We start from the raw sequence: 15,048 nt of genomic DNA, 5'->3' as shown, positions 1-15,048 counted from the left end.
ACGATGATTCAGGCGATTTTACTCGACCTTGACGGAACGTTATTGACCGACCAGAAGATGATTTCATCGCGCACGAAACAGATATTGCTCGACCTCCAGGCGGAAGGCAAAAAAGTCGTACTCGCCTCCGGCCGGCCGAAACGGGGCATCGAACCGTTCGCCGAAGAGCTCAGACTGCATGAATACGGGGGACTCATCGTCTCCTCGAACGGGGCGTGCGTCACGGATGCTGCGACGAATGAAACATTGTTCGAACAGGCGATTCATCCGAACGACGCTCGTGCCATTTTGGATCATTTGACCGGCTTCGACGTCATTCCGATGATCAATGACGAGACGTATATGTATGTCAATGACGTCTTCAACGGCATGCTCGAGTTAAATGGTAAGCCGTTCAATATCATCGAATATGAGTCGCGCGGTGGACGATTCCAATTGCGGGAAGCACCCCGTCTCGCCGACGCCATCCATTTCCCCGTCTATAAGATTCTCGTCGCGGGACAACCTGACTATCTACAGGCCCATGCCGCGTCGCTCGCCGCACCGTTCACGGACCGCGTAACGGGCATGTTCACGGCCGCCATGTACTATGAGTTCACGGATCTCGGAATCGACAAGGCCCGGGCACTTAATCATGTGTTCCGGGAGATTGGGATTGACCGCGAGCATGTCATCGCGTTCGGTGACGGGCATAACGACCGGTCGATCATCGAGTATGCCGGCATCGGCGTCGCCATGGGCAACGCCGTCGAGGACATCTTGACCATTGCCACGGAAGTGACGACATCGAACAATGAAGACGGGATCGCCACCGTCTTGTCCCGTTACTTGACGACGTGACGACATACAAAAGACAGGCAGCCTTTGAGGGGCTGCCTGTCTTGCTTTATCCGTTGATGACTGCTTTATGACCCTCGAGCGTGACGCCTTTGGCTTGGCAAACTTTACAGATGCCGTGAAACGTCAAGCGATGATCTTTGATTAAAAATTCGTATTTGCTTTCGACTTTCTTCTCGACGTCGACGAGCAAGTCTTCCATGATCTCCTCGACCGAACCGCACTCGACACAGACGAGATGATGGTGCGAATGGTTCGCGCCTTCTGGTCTGAGGTCGAAACGGGCGACGCCGTCACCGAAGTTGACTTTGTCGACGACACCGAGCTCCGTCAATAGCTCCAGCGTCCGATAGACGGTCGCGAGCCCGATTTCCGGTGCGATGCTTTTGACGAGCATGAACACGTTCTCTGCGCTCAAATGGTCCGTCTCATTCTCAAGTAGAATCCGGACAGTTGATTCTCGTTGCGGTGTCAATTTATATCCTTTGGCGCTCAATTGCTGTTTGATCCGTTCAATTCGCGTTTCCATAAGGCGCCCCCTCTTAGCATAATTCACTATTCAAAGCATACCGAAGTTCGTCCGGTTTTTCAAATTAAAATGATTCCTATGTAAGTGTAACATAACTCACTCTAGTTTAGAATCATTTCAATTTAGATAATTGCCACCACTGAATCGCCATAATCGTCTTCGCGTCAGTGATGCGTCCACTCGCCAGCAAGTCGACCGCCTCGTCGAACGTGAAGCGTTGGACTTGTAAAAACTCGTCCTCATCAAGGTTCATCGTACCGGCCGTCAAGCCGTGGGCGACATAGACATCGACCCGTTCACTACAAAAACCGGGTGCCCCGTAAAATGAGAAGATTTTTTCGAGCGTCTCGGCCGTATAACCGGTCTCTTCTTCGAGTTCGCGATTCGCGCTCGCGAGCGGTTCCTCACCGACTTCTAATTTACCGGCCGGAATCTCGAGTGACATCGATTCAAACGCTTTCCGGTACTGCTCGACGAGGACGATGCGATCGTCTTCATCGACGACGAGGACGGCGACGGCCCCGTTATGGTAGACGAGTTCACGGACCGAGGTCCCTCCGTTCGGGAGCGAGACGACGTGTTTCTCAACGTTAAAGATCTTTCCTTCGTAAATGACTTCCCGTTCAATCGTTTTCTCTTCCATTTGTATGTACCCCTCACTTTTCCTATATACTGTGATTATGATTCATATCGTCAGACGGAACAAGGAGGAATTATCAATGGCAGAGTTAGGATTAGGAACCATGTCGATTTTAAAACACGGGGAAGCAGAAGGTCGTCGGATTCTAGAGGCCGCCTACGACGCTGGGATTCGGCATTTCGATACGGCCGACGTCTACGATCACTTCAAGGTGGAACGTCTAGTCGGTTCGACGTTTGCCGGACGCCGGGACGAACTGTTCTTGACGAGCAAGGGCGGGAACGTGCGAACGGAGGATGGGATGCGCTGGAATCCGAGCGCCGCGTATTTGGAGCAGGCGCTCGCCGATTCGCTCGAACGTCTCCAGACTGACTATTTGGATTTATATTACGTCCATGGCGGCACGATCGAGGACGACCTCGATGAGACAATCGCCTTCATGCGCCGGCAAAAACAAGCCGGGGTCGTCCGACAAATCGGACTGTCCTCGATTCGTCCGAACGTCATTCACTATTGGCTCGAGCACGGTGAACTCGACGTCTTGATGACACCATATTCGTTGCTCGATCGTCGCGTCGAATCACTCGACCTCGACATCCCGATTGTCGGGCGCGGACCGCTCGCCAAAGGACTATTGACCGCCGAGTGGTCCGAGCGCTTGACGGACAAAGGCTTCGAAGCATGGACTGCATCAGAGTTACGCGACGTGTTGCCGACGATCCCGACGCCGATTCAAGCTTACGCCCTTGCCGCCGCGAAACGAACGTGTGCCGTCGTCCTGCCGGGTGCCTCTTCGGTCGATCAATTGAACGAATTGATTGCCGCCAATCAAGCCGACGTCGATTCGGACAAACTTGATGAGCTGTTGGCACGGCTGCCTATTCACCCCTACACAAAACATGCGACCTGAACGTCAGGTCGCATCGGTGTCACGTTGTTTCATTTGTTCGATGGCCCAATCGGCCCAACCGGCGTAGTTTTCCATCATCCGAATCGCATACTCGCTCGTCAGTAAATAGCCGAGCGTATCGGCCTCGGACTGATGGGCCGCTTGAAACGCCCGGATTTGATGGGCGACTTGCTCGTGATGCGCTTTCGTCTCTTCGACGTAGCGAATCGCCTCGTCGAGCGGGAGCAACTGCAACAGGCTGACCCGGAGCAAGTTCTCGTCTTTCATTTTCGGTTGGTACGAGGTCGGTTGCCGCAACCAGTCGATCAACTCTTGACGTCCCGTGTCGGTGATCGAGTAAATCTTTTTGTCCGGTAAATCATGTTGGGCCACATGCTCAGAGGAGACGAGTGCTTCGTCTTCCATTTTTAACAGTTCACGGTAAATCTGTGTATGATGGGCGTGCCAAAAATGAATCATTTGCGCTTTGAACGTCGCGTTCAAGGCATAGCCGGTAGCGGGTTGATGGGTCAATAACCCGAGTAGTGCATGACGTAACGCCATAACCATCACCTATCCCTTGCGGTTCTATTTTTATTAGTGTATCACATATTGCAGCGCGACCGAGAATGCCAATCGGTTGACGCCCATTGCGATTACACAGACAATATACGTGAAGGGAGAGATTTTTTATGAAACCGATTCAATCCGATCAGCAATTCCAAGAAGCCATTCAAGATAAAGGCATGGTCGTCTTCACGACGTCATGGTGCCCTGACTGCCGTCGACTCGACATGTACGTCGACGAGCTCGTCAAAGACTACCCACAGTTCAACTGGTACGTCGTCGACCGCGACGAATTGCCGGAACTGTCGGACGCGCAAGAAGTACGGGGCATTCCCTCGCTTCTCTTCTATAAAGAAGGCGTCAAACAAGAGCATCTCCACTCGGCGAACGCCAAGACAGAGATGCAAATCCGCTCGTTCCTCGATACGTTGAACGACTAAACAAAAAGACGACCGTCATGGTCGTCTTTTTTCGTTCTTTCAAGTAAATCGTTCGACGTAGCGTCGGTCGATTGTCCGTTTCAACCAAAACGGTAACCGCCCGTGCCACGTCAACTTCCCGTACGTCAAGAGTGCTTGTCCCGGAGTCGTCAGCAAGATGTTGAGCGATGTCCGTGATTTGAACGGCCGCTTTGTGCCCAGCAGCAGACGTGCGACGTGTCGCCCCGAGCGGACGGCATCGACGCCTCCGTTCAACCGGGCCGCCATATCGCCCGTAACAAAGATATCGCGATAGACCGGGTGCCGCAAATCGTCTTCGGTCTCGATGAACGCCGCTTCTTCCGCCAGTCCGGCCGCTGACCACCAGTCGTCGGCGACGACACCGGTCGCATCCAAGACGAGTCCGTCCTCTTGTCCAGGTTGGAACGGGGCCAGGATGATCGTCACGCCGCTCCGGACGAGACGACGTGCCATACGTCGACCGACATCACGGGGAAGTTCGGGCAAGATGTTCCGGGCATAGAGCGTCACCCGTCGTTGTTGGCGGATGCACGCGAAGGCGAGCTCGACGCCGGCCTTGCCGCCGCCGACGATCGTGATCGCATCACTCTGTAAAATCTCGTCCAACAAGTTTGTCGTCATCGGCTTCAACTCTTTTCCGAGCCCACGACTTTTCGCACCGGTCGCGAGCACGAGGACATCATAGCCGACTTGGCCGCGTTCGGTCTCGACGATCCGGGCATCCGGGTCGAGCCCGATGAGGCGATGGGCGATCGGTGTGACGTCGGACCGGAGCCGAGTCGTCGCCGATTCCATCTCCCCGGCGATCACTTGCGGGAACGCGCCCGTGTATATCGTTTCGCGTCCCCCGATATACTGGACGTCATACCGTTCATGGAGCACGTCGAGCCGAGCGAGAATTTCAAGTTGCCCGTGACCGAGCCCGACAAGGACGAGACGCGGCTTCATCGTAAAATCCGCCGCGCTTCGAACAACCGCTGTAAAATGGTCGACACTTCAAGGACGAGGAAAATCGTCGCGATGACGCCAATCCATGTCGGGAATATAATCATGAGCGTGAACAAGATGAAGCATTCCGTCCGCTCCAAAATCCCCGGTTGGTAATAGAACGACTTCTCCGACCGGCGGGAGCTGCTCGCCCCGACGGCGAGGAACAACGTCATCGCCACGACGAACGACCCGAGCAACAGCAGAAAGATCGGCATATGCTCGGGATGGCGCAAGGCGAGCGCGATGACGACGGCGATCTCGACGATGCGATCGAACACGAGGTCGAGCACCGTCCCGAAGCTAGTTTTTTGCGAGCGACGCGCCATCGTCCCATCGAGGACGTCGAACAGGCCCGACACCCATAACAGCAAGACGGCCGTCCATAGCATGTCGTTATAAATAAAGAGGCCGACCGAGACGCCGATGATGCCCCCGAGGACGGTCACCTCATTCGGGGTGAACTTCCATTTCAAGAGCCGATCGGCCCCGCGTTCGATGACGGGACGGACGAACCGGCTACCGTATGTGTCTAACATCAAATTCCTCCTTGTCTCTTCCGTAAATAATACGTCTCCCCGTCTCGGAACGATTCATGCCGCGGCAAGATGACATAGTCCCCTCGCTCGCGGCGATACTCGCCGAGACGATGCCCGAAACGCGTGAACGACCGGACGAGCTTGACCGTCTCGTCCGTCGGGGTTTCCGTCACTTCGATGTGAAGCGAAGGATACGACCTGCCACCCAGTTCGATAAAGTCGCCGAACGTCGATTCCGTCTCGGCTAACGTTTGTGGGGTGCCGGTCGCGCGGACGCGTCCTGCTTCGAGCAGCGTCACCCGGTCAGCGACGAGCATCGCTTCCTCCCGGTCATGCGTCACGAGGAGCGCCGTCAATCCGAGTTCGCGGACGAGGTCGCGGATCAAGCGTTGCAACTCGTACTTGAGCTCAGGGTCGAGGTTCGTGAACGGCTCATCGAGCAGAATGAGTCGCGGGGAAGCCGCTAGCGCCCGGGCAAAGCTGACACGTTGTTGTTCTCCGCCGGAGAGCTCGTGAATCTCAGCGTCATAGCGACCCGGTAGCCGGACGCGGGCGAGCCACGCCTCCGCTTCTTCTCGTGACCGCTTCGGCGTCGCCAGCGTCACGTTCTCCCCGACCGTCAAATGTGGGAACAAGAGCGCGGATTGCGACAACATCGTGATTCGGCGCAAGTGAGGCGGCACCCCGTCGAGCGGGGTCTCGTCCCACGTCACCGTACCAGCGTCTAACGTCTCCAGACCGGCGACGATGCGGAGCAACGTCGACTTCCCGGACCCGCTCACACCGACCAGCGCGTGAATCTCGCCGTTCGGGATTTCAAGATCGATGCCGCGTAACACGTCGCGGTCTTTAAAGCGTTTTTGAACGCCTGCTAACACTAAACTCATTGCAACCGCCCTTTCACCAATCTGATCCAGATGCCGAACAGTCCGCCGAGCCCAAGATAGAGGAGGACCGGAACGAGGATGAGCACCCATGTATTCTGTAACGCCAAGGAGACGTCATTGCCTGCATACGCCTGATAGAGCTGTGACGTGACCGTCGGGATGAGTCCGGCCCCCATCAATTGGACGAGCACGAATTGACTCAAGACGATGACGGTCGAGAACAAGACAATCGTCCGAATCGTTTCTTTTAAAAGCGGGAACAACACGAGGCCGAACCGGCTCCACGGGGCGAGCGTCAACGTCTGTTCGAGGAGCGGTCGACCGATCACGTACATGGCGTTATACGCCAACCGAATCGAGTAAGGCAGCGTCGTGACGAGCAGGACGAGCCCGACGCCGATGTGCGTGCCGACAAGACCGAGTTGCGCCACGGCGATATACATGCCGAACATGCTGGCCAGGACCGGGATGAACAACGGCAGGAACGTGAACCATTCGACTGTAGTCTTCCATCTCGAGTCGGTGAACATGAGCCACCACGCCGTCCCGATGCCGAGCCAGACGTTGACGAACCCGAGGACGATGACATAGAGGACCGTATTCCCAATCGCCTCGTCCCAGCTGAAAGTGGCCGGGAATGCCAAAAACAGCCCGATGAACGGGAACAGGATCAAACCCGCAATGAGAAGCCGACTCATCGCCTCACCCCCCGTTCGATGCGCCGCCGTCGTTTAGCCGTCACCGTATAGGAGCCGATGACACCGATAAAGATGAACAGCGTCCAGACGAGGGCGACCGCATATGACTCGACCGCATTCAAGAACAGCCCGGTCGTCAATCGTTCATAGGCGAGTACCCCGAGCAGCTCGGGGTACGTGACCCCTAACAAGGCCGGCACTTCATAAGCGAACGAAATGAAGGCGACGAGCACCCAGAACGAATCGAGGAGCGGTTTGACGAGGAACGGCCATTCGGCCACCTTAAACTGTTCGAACGGCGTCAGTTGAAGCGTCTTCGCCATATCCACGTAGCCCCGGTTCAATTGGACATACGTCCCAATCACCATCAAAAACACGAACGGCACCTCTTTCCAGACGTACGTCAAGATGACGACGAGATGGTGGCGTTCATTCGCTTCCACGAACCCATAGACCGGGAAGCCGCCCGAGAACAATACATAAAATAAATACGCGGCCGCGACGTGCGGTACGAACATCGGCCATCTAAGCAGTGACGCGAGCCATGTCGACTGGCGCCGATACACCGAGCGGGCAAGCCATGTGCCGATCACGAGCGAGATGACCGTCGAGACGAGCGTCACATACAGCGTCACGGCGAGACTGGCACGCCAGGCCGCATCGTTCAACTCAGACCAGTCGAAGCCGACGGTCTCGTATATCAAGAAGGCGACACCGGTGAACGGCAAGGCCAGAACGAACAAACTGAGCCAGAGACTACTGCGCGACACGGTCCCACTCCTCGCGAATCGCGTCAATCACGGCCGGCCCGTAGTCGGGAATCGATCGTTCGGCGAGACGTTCCGGATCGGGATAAGTGACACCCTCATCGAGCTTCAAGAAAGCGTCACGGTCGGCCGCATCGAGTTTCGTCAAATCAAGCGACGTCCCGTCCCCCCAGTATGTCGCGTCTTGTTTGGCGAGCTGGGCTTCCGGTGACAGTAACTCATTGATGACGACGAGGGCACCGTTCGGATTTTTGGCATTGAACGGTACGGCGAGGAAGTGCGTCGAGGCAATCGAATGCTCGAGCACGAGCGACCGTGTGCCGCTCGGGAACACGCCGTCATTGCGTTCTGCCTCGGCGCGGCGCTCATTGAAGCCCATCGTCATCCAGACGTCACCCGCGGCGTACAACTGGTCGAGCTGGGCCAGCGATTTCGGATACGTCGTCCCTTGTTTCCATAGGGTCGGCGACCACGCCGCAAGCTTCTCCCAGAACTCGTTTGGAATCTCACCGTCACCGGCCTCAGTCCCATACTCGGCGTAGAGCAGATGGCGGACGAACGCGTTTCCTGTGAAGTCTGTCACTTCAGGATACGTGAAACGGCCAGGATTTTCTTCGGTCCAACGATGTAATTCGTCGAACGTCGTCGGCGGATTTTTGACTTTGTCCGCATCATAGTGCATGACGAACTGCACGTTCCCCCAAGCGACTTCGAGCCCGTTCGTCGGAGTTCCCGCATCGGTCGCTTGCGCTTCCTCGTTCAATAACTTGGCGTTCGGGATTTTGTCGAGCAGGTCACCCTGCAACAAATCCGCCTCGGCAGCGTTACGGAAATTGTCTCCATTGATCCACACGAGGTCGATCGTTCCTTCTTCTCGATTCGCCCGCTTGTCGAGCGACAATTGACGCACGAATTCAGCCGTGTCCATCGGGACGCGGTTCAACTCCACGTCATACGTCTCTTTCAGGCGGGGCGCGACATACTCATCGATATAGCGATTGATGCCGTCATCGCCTCCCCACATATAAAAATTGACCGTCGACTGTTTCGCTTCTTCGGCCGCCTGTTCGAACGTCGGTGCGATTTCGGCGCGCGTCGTCCCGCAGGCAGCGAGGAAGATGAGTGACAGCATCAAGCCAAACTGTTTCAATCGGCGCATCGTGTCTCCCCCTTTTTTTCTCTATGTTGACGCATTTACTTTCTGTCAAATCCCCGTTTTGCGAGCCGTTCGAACATGACCGGGCACATTGCGTACAGTTTCGCGCCAAGTTCCATCCACCACGGGGCGTTCACTTCACGTTTCGACGCCTCACATGCTGCGACGACGCGTTTCGCGAGACGATCGGGATCGAGCATAATCGATTTCACACTCGCTTCGTAACGTCCACTCTTGTCGGCCCGGAGAAAAAACGGCGTCGCAATCGGTCCCGGGTTGACGGTCAATACATGAATCCCAGCCGGCTTCAGTTCCAACCGGAGCGCGTTCGAGAACTGGAGCAGCGCCGCTTTCGATCCGGCATAGACGGCCGATTTTGGGGTCGGGACTTTTGCCGCTTGCGAGCAGACGTTGATGATCGTACTGCCACGGCGCATCGTTCGCGCACAATCACGCGCGAGCAACATCGGTGCGATCGCGTTCAAGCGCATCGTCTCCTCGATGACGTCGGTCGTTTGATCGACGACCCGGTCGAACTCGCCGATTCCGGCATTGTTCACCCAGACGTCGATTGCTCCATATGTACGTTCGACTTGGGCCACGAGCGTGTCATAGTCGGTACAGACGTCGGCCACCATCCAATCGGCCGATAACTTCTGTCCGAGTTCGCGCAACCGCTCCTCGTTCCGTGCAATCAACGTCAATCGGGCACCCGACTCATAAAAAGAATGCGCCAGCGCGGCCCCAAAGCCGCTCGACGCACCCGTGATGACAATATGTCTCATTCTACGATGTCCTCCACTCTCACATAAATCCATTTTCCATCCGTCAACTGTTTGACGACGCGCCCACGTTCCTCGAGCAATGTCAACCGGGCGAACACCTCACTGAAGACGAGCGGCATCGCCCGCCGCATCTTGCGTCCATACAGGCGCATCGACCAATCGAACACGCTCAAGCCGTCCACCCAGTCGTTCAGGAGCAGTTCACTTCGCTCATAGCGCTGAGCGATGCGGGCCTCAATCAATGGACGCGGTTTGTGAATCGGTTCCCCATGCCCGCTCACGACGAGCTTCAAGTCGACCGACTGCAGTTTCCGCAGTGAATCGAGATACAGGACGACCGGCGAAGCGAACCCTTCCTCTTCGTACGGCTGCTCGATGAGCGGGTTCGGTTCGACCGCATCGATTAAATGGTCGCCCGCGATTAACACGCCACCTGGACCGAGCAGTCCGAGCTGGTCACTCGCATGCCCAGGCAGATGGATCGTCTTCCACGCCCCGTCGCTCGTCACGTCCTGTCCATCCTCGAATGTCATCGTCACAGTCGTCGGACCGATCCAGCGCAGTGCCTCCCGATAATCGGGCAATTTGTTCACAATCGTCTCCGGGGTCCCGAACCAGTGCGCCAGATCGTGCAAAAACTGGTTGCCCCGTTTGATGAAGTTCGGTGTCTGTTCTAAATAGCGAACGAGCTTCTCATGTCCGTAGACGGGAATCGAGGCGTCACGCAGACGCCACGCCTGACCCGCATGGTCGGCATGATGGTGCGTCAAAAATAAAAAATCAATATCCGCGAGCGTCAACTCGAGCTCGGCCAGTTGTGTCGTCAATGAGGCCCACGCCTCTTCCGTATCCGGTCCGCAATCAACCATAAAGAAACGGTTCATGTGTTCGACGACATAAACGTTTACGTTGCCGACCTCGAACGGCGTCGGTATATCGAGTCTTGCCAGTTGGCTTGAAATCCAGTTCGCCACGTCCCCACAACCCCTTCCACCTATCTTCACTCATTATACCTGTCGATAAGAATGGATTTCAATCACACAAAAAAAGGAGAGGATTTCTCCTCTCCGATGTCTTATAGGTTGATGACCGTGACTTTATCTCGTGTCATCGTCTCGAGGCTGCGTCCAATCCCTTGAACACCGAGGCCTGACTGTTTCACGCCGATGAACGGGAAGTGGTCTGGGCCACGTTCCGTGCGGCCGTTCACTTGGACCGTACCGACGTCGAGCTTGTCGGCGACCGTGAAGGCGCTGTTCACGTTTTGCGTGAACACACTCGCTTGAAGACCGAACTCAGACTCGTTCGTGAGTTCAATCATCTCGTCGAGCGAGTTGACGCGGATGATCGGCAAGACTGGTCCGAACGGCTCTTCCCAAGCGACACGCATTTCACGTGTGACGTGGTCGAGGAGCGTCGGGTGCAAGAGGTTGCCGTCGCGCTCGTTTCCGTGGACGACCGTCGCTTGCTTGTTGACGGCATCGTCAATCAAGCCTTGGACGTAATCCGCCGACTTCTTGTCAATGAGTGGGACGATGAAGCTGTTATCGACCGGTGACCCGACCGTGAGCTTCTCGACGCGCTCTTTCAACATGCCGACGAGTTCGTCTGCTTGGTGCTCGAGCACGAATACGCGCTTAATCGCCGTACAGCGTTGTCCTGAATACGAGAATGCCCCGCTGACGATTTGATCAGCCGCGAGCGTGAGGTCTGCGTCTTCGAGGACGAGCGCCGGATCTTTCCCGCCAAGTTCGAGCACGACAGGTACCATCGATGCTTGTTGCGACAAGTGTTGACCTGTCCCGGTACCGCCCGTGAACGTGATCATGTCGATGCCAGGGTGTGACGTCAAGTAGTCACCGATGACCGACCCGCGCCCTGTGACGAGGTTCAAGAGACCGCTTGGAAGACCTGCATCTTGGAGTGCCTCGATCATCTTCACACCACTGATGGCACCTTGTGTCGCCGGTTTGAAGACGACCGCGTTACCTGTGATGAGCGCCGGTGCGATTTTGGCTGCTGCCAAGTTGACCGGGTAGTTGAATGGTGAAATCGCGAGGACGACACCGAGAGCTTCTTTCTTGATGATTGCCATCTTGTTCTTCGAACCGCCAGGGAATGAGTCCCCTTGCATGAACCCGCCCGTGAAGCGAAGACCTTCTTCGGCCGTATAGCGGATGATTTCCGCCGTCCGGACGACTTCTTTCTTCGCGTCGCTCAAGTTCTTGCCGACTTCGCGCATGATGATTTGACCGATCTCATCAACGCGTTCTTCGAGTTTGTCCGCCCAAGCGTACAACAGTTCGGCACGCTTGTTGACCGGAAGCGCCGCCCATTCCTGTTGTGCGCTTTTCGCGCCGTGAATCGCCTCGTCGACTTCGTCGCGAGACATCGCCTGGACGTGCCCGACGACTTCATCTGTATAAGGTGAAACGAGTTCGATTGTTTCGTTCGTTGTCGATTCCTGCCATTGTCCATTAATTAAATATGGATACGTGTTCATACTCATAATCTCTATCTGCCTCCTGAGTAAGCTTTGATATCTCGTTGCCACCCCCATTGTATGCAAAATCAAATCGGTTGAACAACTATAAAGATTCAGTTTATGTAATGTAAACGGTTACTCGTCAATTTTTTGTCAATTCCGCCTCGACTTTGCCACTTTCAACTGAAGATGTTCATCAAATCGACCGATAGAAGAGATGAGAGTACGTGAACTAGGAGGGACCACCAGTGAGCATGGATCATAATATTTTACTTGAGGCAGGCACGAACGAATTAGAGATCGTCATTTTCCAGTCAGGCCCGTTCATTTTCGGGATTAACGTCATGAAGGTACGTGAGATCATCACGATGCTTCCCCTCACTCCGCTCCCGGGCACTCCGGAAGCAATCATGGGATTGATTGAGCTCCGCGGTGAGGTCATGACGGTCATCGATTTACCGATGGTCATCGGACATCCGCGTGACGTCGGAGACAACGATCGCTTGATCGTCTGTGAGTTTAACGGAGAGAAATCGGTGCTCCGCGTCGATCAAGTGACAGAGATTAAGCGTATCTCTTGGGAACAGATCGACACGCCGTCTGATCTCGCACGCGGCATGCAAGGAATCACGAACGGGGTCGTCAAGACAGGCGACCAGATGATCATCCTTCTTGACTACGAGCGCATCGCCCTCGAACTGTCCCGTAAAGACATCATGGCCCGTGAATCGGTCAAACGACTCGGTGCCCGGGAGCGCTCGAACAAACACGTCTGGATCGCGGAAGACTCGGAGATGTTGCGGACGCTCATCATCGATACGCTCGATGACGCCGGCTATTTCAACACGACGATTTTCAATAACGGGAAGGAAGCGCTCGATGCGTTCGAACAGAGCGACGTCCATTGTGACTTGCTGATCACCGATATCGAGATGCCGCAAATGGACGGTTTGCATTTGACAAAACGACTCCGTGAGATGGATCGTTTCGCCGACCTGCCGATTATCATCTTCTCTTCGCTCATCTCGGACGACTTGAAACATAAAGGCGACGCGGTCGGAGCGAACGCCCAAATCACGAAGCCAGAGATTGGCATGTTGATTGCCACACTCGACGAATTTTTAGCCTAATCCGAAAAACGGGACTTCGCCTTGCGGCGAAATCCCGTTTTATTTATGATAATGCATTCAAGCGCGCTTCCCATTCTTGGTCGAAGCGGCGCATATCGGCTTCGATGTCGTCGAGAATCGGTTCGAGGTTTTCGGTCTCGTTCGTCTCTCCAGCCACTTCGAGCTGTTGGAACCGGGCGGCCGTCTCGTCGAGGCCGACAGAATAGGAGGCCCCTTTCAACAAGTGGGCGAGCTGTTCGATTTGTTCATGGTTTCGTTCCAGCACCATGCGTCTCAATTCCGGGAATTTCGCCTCGAATTGGCGGATATATGTCTCGGCAATCTTTTTTAAGAAATCTTTATTTCCGCTAGCGATTTGATGGAGCTCCGCCAACTTTTCTTCGTTAAACAGAGCATTATGGGGCGTTTGTGACAACTCCATCCCTCCTTTGCTTCAATCCTACTAACATTCCTACCCACTGTAGCATGTTTTCGAGAAAAAACAAAAAAACTCCTCCTTTTCCGATTGCACTCTCCCATTCGCCTACCTATAATTAGGTTGAGCTAAGGTAGGAGGAACATTATGCTAACGATTTACCGTACCGACGCATCTGGGCGTGTCGACGAAATCGAAGACTTTGACAAAGGGAGCTGGATTCAACTCGTCAATCCGACCAAAGATGAGGCCGATCAAGTCATCGCCGCCTCCGGCATTCCTGAAGATTTCGTCTACGACCCGCTTGATATTGAAGAAAAACCACGATTTGAAAAAGATGATGAGGGCCTCCTCATGATCATTGACGTCCCATATGTGGAAGAAGACGACACAGGACGCGCCTATAATACGATTCCACTTGGGATTATCGTCACGGGACGACACTTCATCACCGTCTGTTCGCGTGACCTCGACGTGCTCAATTTGTTCGCCAACGGAAAAGCCCGTTTGTTCCGGACGAACTACCGGAGCCGGTTCGTCTTTCAGATTTTGCACCGAGTCAGCATGACGTACTTGCGCTTCCTTCGCCAAATCGATCGGCGCATGGACGAGCTCGAGCAAGAGTTGCAACGTTCGATGCGAAATCAGGAAATCTTTCAATTGATGAACTTACAGAAGTCGCTCGTCTACTTCATGACGTCGCTCAAAGCGAACGACAGCGTCCTCGACCGCATCGTCAAGACACCGAGTCTCGAGAAGCACGAGGAAGACGAGGAGTTGCTCGAAGACGTGTTCGTCGAGCACCGTCAGGCGATGGAGATGGCGTCGATTTATAACGATATCATCAGCATCAAGATGGACGCCTTCGGTTCGATCATCTCGAACAACGTCAACTTCGTCATGAAGTTCTTGGCCTCGATCACGATCGTACTAAGTATTCCGACGATGATCTCTGGAATATTCGGGATGAACGTCCAAGTGCCGTGGGAAGGACAACCGATCGGCTTCGTGTTCGCCATTACGATGATGATCGGTTTCTCAAGCCTCGCCTTTTACATTTTGTGGCGCAAGCGATATTTCTAAAAAAAAGATGGTGTTTAGACTGACCTAGCTATATGAGACACTAATAAAAACACCTTGATTAGGCTGCCGCCACACCATATTTTATCGGTGTGAGGTAGCCTAATTTTTCTTGGATACGTTCTTCGTTGTAGTAAGTTAAGTAATTATTCACCCGCTCACGCACTTCATAGTCGCTTAACGAGTTGAACTTGAC

General features: G+C 54.7%; 19 protein-coding genes. 5 read left to right on the top strand and 14 right to left on the bottom strand.

Annotated elements, in window-relative coordinates:
• Window positions 1–3: 3 nt before the first annotated feature.
• Window positions 4–840, top strand: a complete 837-nt coding sequence (locus tag KNP85_RS07105; RefSeq protein WP_214714731.1) for a Cof-type HAD-IIB family hydrolase — start codon at window positions 4–6, stop codon at window positions 838–840.
• 46 nt (window positions 841–886) lie between these two features.
• Here the strand turns inward: KNP85_RS07105 and fur are convergent, their stop codons facing one another.
• Window positions 887–1,366 (bottom strand): ferric iron uptake transcriptional regulator, encoded by a 480-nt coding sequence (gene fur / locus KNP85_RS07100; protein WP_016509373.1) that lies wholly within the window; start codon window positions 1,364–1,366, stop codon window positions 887–889.
• Window positions 1,367–1,478: 112 nt separating this feature from the next.
• Window positions 1,479–2,009, bottom strand: a complete 531-nt coding sequence (locus KNP85_RS07095; RefSeq protein ID WP_214714728.1) for an NUDIX domain-containing protein — start codon at window positions 2,007–2,009, stop codon at window positions 1,479–1,481.
• Window positions 2,010–2,085: 76 nt separating this feature from the next.
• Between KNP85_RS07095 and KNP85_RS07090 the strand changes: the two genes are divergently transcribed.
• Window positions 2,086–2,916, top strand: a complete 831-nt coding sequence (locus KNP85_RS07090) for an aldo/keto reductase (RefSeq protein WP_214714726.1) — start codon at window positions 2,086–2,088, stop codon at window positions 2,914–2,916.
• Between the two features lie 3 nt (window positions 2,917–2,919).
• On the opposite strand, the gene KNP85_RS07085 is transcribed toward KNP85_RS07090, so the two are convergent.
• Complete coding sequence (locus tag KNP85_RS07085; RefSeq protein ID WP_021067642.1) at window positions 2,920–3,459, bottom strand: PadR family transcriptional regulator; 540 nt, start codon at window positions 3,457–3,459, stop codon at window positions 2,920–2,922.
• Window positions 3,460–3,587: 128 nt separating this feature from the next.
• Between KNP85_RS07085 and KNP85_RS07080 the strand changes: the two genes are divergently transcribed.
• Complete coding sequence (locus KNP85_RS07080; RefSeq protein ID WP_029595313.1) at window positions 3,588–3,902, top strand: thioredoxin family protein; 315 nt, start codon at window positions 3,588–3,590, stop codon at window positions 3,900–3,902.
• Between the two features lie 39 nt (window positions 3,903–3,941).
• On the opposite strand, the gene KNP85_RS07075 is transcribed toward KNP85_RS07080, so the two are convergent.
• The 9 genes from KNP85_RS07075 to KNP85_RS07035 form a co-directional block, all read right to left on the bottom strand.
• Window positions 3,942–4,871 (bottom strand): NAD(P)/FAD-dependent oxidoreductase, encoded by a 930-nt coding sequence (locus KNP85_RS07075; RefSeq protein ID WP_214714724.1) that lies wholly within the window; start codon window positions 4,869–4,871, stop codon window positions 3,942–3,944.
• Entirely contained in the window at window positions 4,868–5,449 is a 582-nt protein-coding gene (locus KNP85_RS07070; RefSeq protein WP_214714722.1) for a CDP-alcohol phosphatidyltransferase family protein, read from the bottom strand. The genes KNP85_RS07075 and KNP85_RS07070 overlap by 4 nt, the downstream gene beginning before the upstream one ends.
• Entirely contained in the window at window positions 5,449–6,336 is an 888-nt protein-coding gene (locus KNP85_RS07065) for an ABC transporter ATP-binding protein (protein WP_214714720.1), read from the bottom strand. The genes KNP85_RS07070 and KNP85_RS07065 overlap by 1 nt, the downstream gene beginning before the upstream one ends.
• On the bottom strand, window positions 6,333–7,034 hold the full coding sequence (locus tag KNP85_RS07060) for an ABC transporter permease subunit (RefSeq protein WP_214714717.1): 702 nt from the start codon (window positions 7,032–7,034) through the stop codon (window positions 6,333–6,335). Before KNP85_RS07060 ends, KNP85_RS07065 begins: the two co-directional genes overlap by 4 nt.
• Complete coding sequence (locus KNP85_RS07055) at window positions 7,031–7,804, bottom strand: ABC transporter permease family protein (protein WP_214714715.1); 774 nt, start codon at window positions 7,802–7,804, stop codon at window positions 7,031–7,033. Before KNP85_RS07055 ends, KNP85_RS07060 begins: the two co-directional genes overlap by 4 nt.
• Window positions 7,791–8,960: an ABC transporter substrate-binding protein gene (locus KNP85_RS07050; protein ID WP_214802451.1), complete on the bottom strand. Its 1,170-nt coding sequence runs from the start codon at window positions 8,958–8,960 to the stop codon at window positions 7,791–7,793. The genes KNP85_RS07055 and KNP85_RS07050 overlap by 14 nt, the downstream gene beginning before the upstream one ends.
• A gap of 35 nt (window positions 8,961–8,995) precedes the next feature.
• Window positions 8,996–9,742: an SDR family NAD(P)-dependent oxidoreductase gene (locus KNP85_RS07045; RefSeq protein WP_058763865.1), complete on the bottom strand. Its 747-nt coding sequence runs from the start codon at window positions 9,740–9,742 to the stop codon at window positions 8,996–8,998.
• The gene (locus KNP85_RS07040; RefSeq protein WP_214802448.1) at window positions 9,739–10,716 is read right to left on the bottom strand and encodes an MBL fold metallo-hydrolase; all 978 of its coding nucleotides are present in this window, start codon (window positions 10,714–10,716) and stop codon (window positions 9,739–9,741) included. Before KNP85_RS07040 ends, KNP85_RS07045 begins: the two co-directional genes overlap by 4 nt.
• 101 nt (window positions 10,717–10,817) lie before the next feature.
• Entirely contained in the window at window positions 10,818–12,254 is a 1,437-nt protein-coding gene (locus tag KNP85_RS07035) for an NADP-dependent glyceraldehyde-3-phosphate dehydrogenase (RefSeq protein WP_029595305.1), read from the bottom strand.
• A gap of 227 nt (window positions 12,255–12,481) precedes the next feature.
• On the opposite strand from KNP85_RS07035, the gene KNP85_RS07030 reads away from it, so the two are divergent.
• Entirely contained in the window at window positions 12,482–13,357 is an 876-nt protein-coding gene (locus tag KNP85_RS07030) for a chemotaxis protein CheV (RefSeq protein WP_021067653.1), read from the top strand.
• Between the two features lie 43 nt (window positions 13,358–13,400).
• On the opposite strand, the gene KNP85_RS07025 is transcribed toward KNP85_RS07030, so the two are convergent.
• Window positions 13,401–13,778, bottom strand: a complete 378-nt coding sequence (locus KNP85_RS07025; RefSeq protein WP_058763867.1) for an Hpt domain-containing protein — start codon at window positions 13,776–13,778, stop codon at window positions 13,401–13,403.
• Window positions 13,779–13,919: 141 nt separating this feature from the next.
• On the opposite strand from KNP85_RS07025, the gene KNP85_RS07020 reads away from it, so the two are divergent.
• Window positions 13,920–14,855, top strand: coding sequence for a magnesium transporter CorA family protein (locus KNP85_RS07020; protein ID WP_021067655.1), 936 nt, complete (start codon window positions 13,920–13,922; stop codon window positions 14,853–14,855).
• A 58-nt stretch (window positions 14,856–14,913) separates the two neighbouring features.
• On the opposite strand, the gene KNP85_RS15880 is transcribed toward KNP85_RS07020, so the two are convergent.
• A complete protein-coding gene (locus tag KNP85_RS15880; protein WP_353048929.1) occupies window positions 14,914–15,018 on the bottom strand; it encodes an IS3 family transposase in 105 nt (34 codons plus the stop codon).
• Window positions 15,019–15,048: the final 30 nt, after the last annotated feature.

This window comes from Exiguobacterium sp. s194, from assembly GCF_018618275.1.
Taxonomy (GTDB): Bacteria; Bacillota; Bacilli; order Exiguobacteriales; family Exiguobacteriaceae; genus Exiguobacterium; species Exiguobacterium chiriqhucha.
Note: the sequence above shows the minus strand (reverse complement) of the source record. Positions and strands in the feature narration are given on the sequence as shown.